Below are 5,212 nucleotides of genomic sequence, written 5' to 3' on the forward strand. Positions count from 1 at the left end.
CAGCCCGCCGGTAGCCCGCGACTCCCGTTACTGAATCGCCATCGTGACGGTGTTTGAAGCCGCGCCGTTGATGGAGATGACTACCGATACCGCTGAACCGGTAGGCGCCCCAGCCGGTATTTGAGCATTTACCTGGTAGAGGCCTACATATCCGGGGGCAAGTCCGGCGAACTGCACGTTGGCCAGGTCGCCGCCGATACTCACGGAGACGGGCTTGGTTGTGCTGGCGAGCGGACCGGACGGGGCGGGCGCGCCGGTTGCCGGCTGATTCGAGACCGGACCCAGACCCGTGCAGTAGATGATCACGTAGTCGCCGGGCTTTGCCGGAGCCGAAGAGTTCGCAAGTGTGTAATTAAGGTTGAATATCTCTCCCTGGCCTGTCCCGGAAGAGTCAGCCGTGAAAATGCCGGGTGCGTAAGTGGCTAGAGCGACACTCTGGCTTGAGCCGTTTTCGCCTATCAAAGAGGTAGTCACCGTCGAGTTTGATTGACCGCCCAATTCCCACGGAACCTGAAAGTTTGCCTGGCTGGGAGCAACGAATAACATGGGCGCCGCGGTGCCGCCGAAAGAAAGCGATAGCCCTGAGAGATCCGTTGAGAGCGGGACGCTGGTGGCCCCATAGGGAAACCCTAACTGTAGGCTTCCGAACGCCGAAGCGATACTGCCCGGAGCAACCGGAGCCTTATAACTGGCTGCGTTCACGATGCCGCCCGCCGCGATCGAAGAAGTCGCGGTACCCTGTTCCTGCAACTCCAGGTTATAGGCAATCTCCACAGGGGTCGCTTTCGGGGGGACGCCATAGGCGGACATCCAGGCGGTGTTGGTGTTGGCATCATAGGCCGCGCCGGTCAACCAAACCCCGGTGCCGCTTGGGTAGCCGTTATTTGCGTAGGTAGTCCACGATGTAGCTTCGTTGAATGGCAGAGCTGTGTTGTATACGGCGAAGGGAGGGATGGACGGCAAGGATGCCGCCTGGAAATCATGCGTAGGTACAAACCAGACGTACCCGTCCTTGTCGAGCCATCCGAACTGATAGCCCGCGGCTTTCGGGTTGATGGTTTCCAGATCGAAGTAGGTCCAGGCGGACGGATCGTTAATCGCCAAGCTAGTGTTGTACTCTACTGCAACTGAGTTGCTGACCTGTAAGTTCCTATCCCCCCAGGGCACGAGAATCAGGTTTTTGCCTCCATTAGCAACGACTCCGCCGGTGTAGCCCCGGAACCGGGACGATATGCCTCCGGCGAATAATGCTGAGTTCATGCTCGAAAGCGTCGACAAGTCAAAGGTCTGATAGGCGCTGCCCGAAGTCATTGAGCCGGTCGTGTTATAGACAACCAGCTTGCTTGCGGGAGTAATGGTTGAAGCGCTTGCTTCGCTGCCGTTAAAAAATGGGATCAAGTAGAGATTGGGATAGATGTAAGCCGCGCTCTGCATTCCACCCAGGTCGGGATCGGCAGCGCCCGCGCCCTGCAAAACGGGAATAGTGGACATATCGAAGCTTTCCCATGAGGCCGCGTCATCGAACGCCCCCAGAGCGCTGTTATAACGAACCAGGATGGTATTGGCATTGAAGGTAACATCGTTCCCGGTCGGGCAGTAATAGGCGGCGCCATTCGCCCAGACGCCGCCAAACCCGCCAACCGCCGGAATCGAAGGCACCGTGGCCAAGTCTATGTACTTGTAGGTTTGCCCGTTGACATTTTGCGGATCGGAGGCCAGATTGGCGAGGTTGACCTGCACGGTGATGCTGCCCTGTTGTGCCCTGGTCGCTCCGCCAGAGACATTGTTACGAGGTCCAGGCGGAAGATACGCGTAGGTGGGGTTCGTGTTAGCAATCGACGTAGCGGGACCGGACCCATCCGTGAATCCACCGCCGAAGTTCCACGCATACTTGGCCACCACCGACGTCAGATCGATCTCGTCCCAGTTTGCAGCGTTGGTGAAGCCGCCGGGAACCGGCTTATAGACCAATAATTCGCCCGAGTTGGCCAGAGGAGTCGAGGTGATGCTTCCATACGGGTAGAACAAAACCTGATTGTGACCCTGGTCATAGTCGGCCATCTGATAGCTGAACGCATTCGGGTTGAGAGTGTTGGTATTTTCGTAGGTCAACCCGTTAGTTGCTATCGTCGGGACCGCGCTTTGACCGAACAAGGCGCCCGCGAAGATAAAAGCAGTGAGTGTCTTCATGATTCTCCTTACTTGAGTTTTCCGTGCCGCGTCGGAACGATGCCTAGATAAACAGTGCCCAGATAAACAATGTTTAGGTAATCTGCGGTTGGCAGCGCTTGCGGGGGTGGCAACTCGAACAATTTGTTGCCTGGCACTTAGTCGATTCCGCGTGCATTTGCCCAACACGCGGAGGCCATTAGTTAGTAACCCACGCCAACTCCCAAAGTCGCGGTGTGAATGACCGAATAGGTTACATGGTAAGAATATTGAACTGTTTCTCGCACCAACCGCCGCCGACATGTTGTCCAAACCTTGAATATCCACAACTTCCGTATCTGCGCCCCGCTTTATCCATCTCGTAGTATTGCCACGCGCCCATCAAAGTCCAACGGCCCCGGCAGCTTGAGAAGCGCAGGATTTTTCAAAATTCTCGCTGAATAAGCCAGACCCTATCCCCGCAAGCGCTTCATGAGCGCACCCCTGGGAAGTATTACTGGTTGCGACGCAGCCTTGCGGAAGAGTTTGCAAACGTGTTGCCAGTCCCACTCAATGTGCGGAGTCACTGCCGCCGTGGGGTCAGCTAGGATACGGGGTTAAGGCAGCGGAGCGCGCAAGCCAGCGGGCAACGTGCGTTGACGAACCTTCCCGATGGCACAATCTGCGACGTCGAATTCAACACGTGCGCGCTAGTACATTAGTCAGGACACTACTCCCGGCATGTAGTCTTGCATCAAGAAAGAAGCCCGTAAGGAGTATCGAAGAGCAATTAACATTAAAGCCGAAACCGGCTCTTTGGCACCGCTTGCCACCACCGGATTGCCGAACCTGACTTTAGTGTTCGACCCGCTCGTCCATTTCAATCTTGCCGTCGCGAACGTGGATGATGCGGTGCGCGTGGCGCGCGATATCTGCCTCATGTGTCACCAGAATGATGGTGTTCCCCTGGCGGTAGAGGCGCTCGAACAGGGCCATAATCTCGTTGCCGGTCGCCGTATCGAGGTTACCCGTTGGCTCGTCAGCCAGCAGGATCGACGGATCGTTCACCAGCGCACGGGCAATGGCAACACGCTGGCGTTGACCGCCCGACAGCTCGTTGGGCTTGTGATTCATGCGCTTCTCGAGATCCACCTGCTGAAGGGCCCGCTTGGCGCGCGCGATGCGCTCCGCGGCGGGCGTGCCGCTATAAATGAGCGGAAGCTCGACATTGTGCAGCGAGGTGGCCCGCGGCAGCAGGTTGAAGGTTTGAAACACGAACCCGATTTCCTTATTACGGATCCGGGCCAGCTCGTCATCCGTCATCTCGCTGACCAGCCGTCCGTTAATGTAATACTCGCCCCGGGTGGGCGTGTCGAGGCAGCCGATCAGGTTCATTAGCGTCGACTTGCCTGATCCCGACGGACCCATGATCGCGACATACTCGCCGCGGTGGATCTCGATATCGACGCCCGAAACCGCATTGATGATCTGATCGCCCATTTCATAGGTCTTCCAGAGATCGTAGGTGCGGATAACGATGTTCTGCTGCTTGAGCTGCGCGCCGCGTTCTTCCGCCAGTTCGAGTGCTTGTGCCATGTGATTCGATTTCCCTAGGTTGCCGGTTTTGGCGCCAACGGCTTGTTATCTACTTTGACGCTCGCGTTGTTCCGAATGGTGCGAATCACCTGGAAGGTTCCCGTGATAATTTCATCGCCCTCGGCGACGCCGCTCAGAACTTGCATATCGGTTGCGCCGGTGATCCCGGTTTCGACCTTATGGAAAACCGCTTTGCCCTTGCTGATGACGAAGACGCCGGTCACGTCTTCTTTCATGATTTTCTGTTGCGCGGGCGTGAGCTTCGGCGCTGGGGCTCCGGGTTTCGTCTCCTGCAGATCGCCCTTGGTTCGCGTGGTGAGCGCCTGGATGGGGATGGTCAACACGTTCTTCGCAGTTGCGGTGGTGATGCGCGCGGTGCAGGAAAGACCGGGCCGGATCGTGTCCGGTGGATTGTCGATCGCGATCACGACCTTGAAGTCTTTCGCTTCATTACTCGATGTGGTGCTCTGCGAAGCCGCTACCCCTGTCGAACGAACCAGCGCGGTGTTGCCGATTTCGGTAACGTGACCGTGGAACGTCTGGTTCGGGATCGCGTCGATATCCACTTCAGCGAGTTGCCCCAGCTTGACGTTCACGATATCGGTTTCATCCACCCGGATCTCGGCGGTAATCACGCTCATATCGGCAATCGTCATGATGGTGCTCGCCGTCGAACTCTGCAGGCCGGGAACCACCGTTTCTCCGGTCTTCATGGGCAGGTTGGTGACGACGCCGTCGAGCGGCGAATACGAGTTGTACTTCTTGAGAACGTCCGAGTAGCGGGCGAGCTGCGCCCGCTGCTGAGCGATGCGCCGCTGCGTGGAAAGGTTAGTCGCCTCCGCTTGCGCGATTTGCGAGCGCGCCTGCGCGAGCTTGGCTTGCGATTCATTGAGCGTCGCGACGTCCGAATCGTAGGTCGCCTTCTTCGATTCGAGATCCTGTTTTGCGATCAGCTTCTGCTTGAAAAGCTCGTTATACCGGTCGTAATCCTGTTTGGCGTGTTCGACGTCGGATTTGGCGCGGTCCACGCCGGCCTGCATGGTGACCAGGTTGTCCTGCGCGGACTTGTAGGCGGCAACGTTGGCGGCGGCGTCGGATTCGGCGGAGTTCAGCGCCGCTTTCTGCGCTTCCACGTCATCGGCGGGCTGCGTATTTTCGACGCTGGCCAGCAATTGTCCTTTGCGAACGCGGTCGCCTTCCTTGACTTCGATGCGGGTTAGCTCGCCCATGGCGTTGGCGCCGATATCGATGTAATTCTTCGGTTTGATTTCGCCGGAAGCCGTGACGATGCTGGTCAGATCCTGCCGGGTCACCTTGGCGGTTTGCACGGTAACAACGCCGCGATGGCTGAGTCTGACGCTGGCGAAGACGCCGCCCACCAGCAGGCAAAACGCCACAACGCCAATGATCACTTTCCATTTCGTCTTCAACGCGCAGACACTCCTCTAGTGTTCAAACGAACACCTCC

3 protein-coding genes are annotated in these 5,212 nt (G+C 57.6%); all 3 read right to left on the reverse strand.

Annotated features, from left to right (window positions below; translation table 11 throughout):
* Nucleotides 1-27: 27 nt before the first annotated feature.
* The 3 genes from H1Y01_RS19130 to H1Y01_RS19140 all read right to left on the reverse strand — a co-directional run bounded on the left by H1Y01_RS19130 (nt 28) and on the right by H1Y01_RS19140 (nt 5,174).
* Nucleotides 28-2,190: a hypothetical protein gene (locus tag H1Y01_RS19130; RefSeq protein ID WP_180542429.1), complete on the reverse strand. Its 2,163-nt coding sequence runs from the start codon at nt 2,188-2,190 to the stop codon at nt 28-30.
* Nucleotides 2,191-3,003: 813 nt separating this feature from the next.
* Nucleotides 3,004-3,744, reverse strand: coding sequence for an ABC transporter ATP-binding protein (locus H1Y01_RS19135; protein ID WP_180542431.1), 741 nt, complete (start codon nt 3,742-3,744; stop codon nt 3,004-3,006).
* Nucleotides 3,745-3,758: 14 nt separating this feature from the next.
* A complete protein-coding gene (locus H1Y01_RS19140) occupies nt 3,759-5,174 on the reverse strand; it encodes an HlyD family secretion protein (protein WP_180542433.1) in 1,416 nt (471 codons plus the stop codon).
* Nucleotides 5,175-5,212 lie beyond the last annotated feature (38 nt).

Origin of the sequence: Nevskia soli (assembly GCF_903970205.1) — a bacterium.
Taxonomy (GTDB): Bacteria; Acidobacteriota; Terriglobia; order Bryobacterales; family Bryobacteraceae; genus Bog-113.

Bases quoted from the DNA above. Each gene is read 5' to 3' on its own strand.
- H1Y01_RS19130 (WP_180542429.1), bottom strand. From the start codon at position 2,190: ATGAAGACACTCACTGCTTTTATCTTCGCGGGCGCCTTGTTCGGTCAA.
- H1Y01_RS19135 (WP_180542431.1), bottom strand. From the start codon at position 3,744: ATGGCACAAGCACTCGAACTGGCGGAAGAACGCGGCGCGCAGCTCAAG.